This window comes from Aquisphaera insulae (assembly GCF_011064615.1).
In the GTDB taxonomy this organism is placed as follows: Bacteria; Planctomycetota; Planctomycetia; order Isosphaerales; family Isosphaeraceae; genus Aquisphaera; species Aquisphaera insulae.
This window is the reverse complement of record NZ_JAALJH010000260.1, coordinates 1-502: the sequence shown is the minus strand read 5'-3', so window position 1 is coordinate 502 and position 502 is coordinate 1. Positions and strand designations below refer to the sequence as shown.

The window sequence follows — 502 nt, the reverse complement described above, 5'->3', positions numbered from 1 at the left end:
CTAATCGCGGCCATGGACGCCGTGCGCACGCCGAACCCCAGAGGACAGTCGCTGGCTTCGAAGGAGAGATTGCCCGAATCGAATTATCGATCCGCCACGGCAGGCAGCAGGTCTACATCAGGTCTGATGCAAGTTTCGGTATCACGAGCGCGAAGGCGTTCGGCCCCTTGGGCCGCAAGCGATCTTGACGAGTGAGCCAGCGAGGGTCGTCGAGGCAAGCGCGAATCACTCGAATCCGAATCACTCGAATCACTGGCCACGCACCCAAGATAGGGGAATTGAGCAGACAGGGGAAATACTGAAAGGGCAGATCGTCGATTCCGAGCGACGTGGTGGCGAAGGGACGACCGCTGCCCCGTCTGGATCGTCCGGCTATTTCTTCCTACGTTTCCCAAATTGCCTCCCTTGGGTGCCTGGCCATTGATCCCTATCTCCTGGCCATTGATCCCTATGATTGATCCCTAAACCTGACCCCGCAGTCCCCCACGAACCGGTTGATCCG

At 58.8% G+C, this 502-nt stretch carries 1 protein-coding gene; it reads left to right on the top strand.

Going from position 1 to position 502, the window contains the following annotated elements:
- The coding region (locus G6O54_RS37635; RefSeq protein WP_205679198.1) for a hypothetical protein at positions 1-188 on the top strand (188 nt) is incomplete at its 5' end.
- Between the last annotated feature and the right edge of the window lie 314 nt (positions 189-502).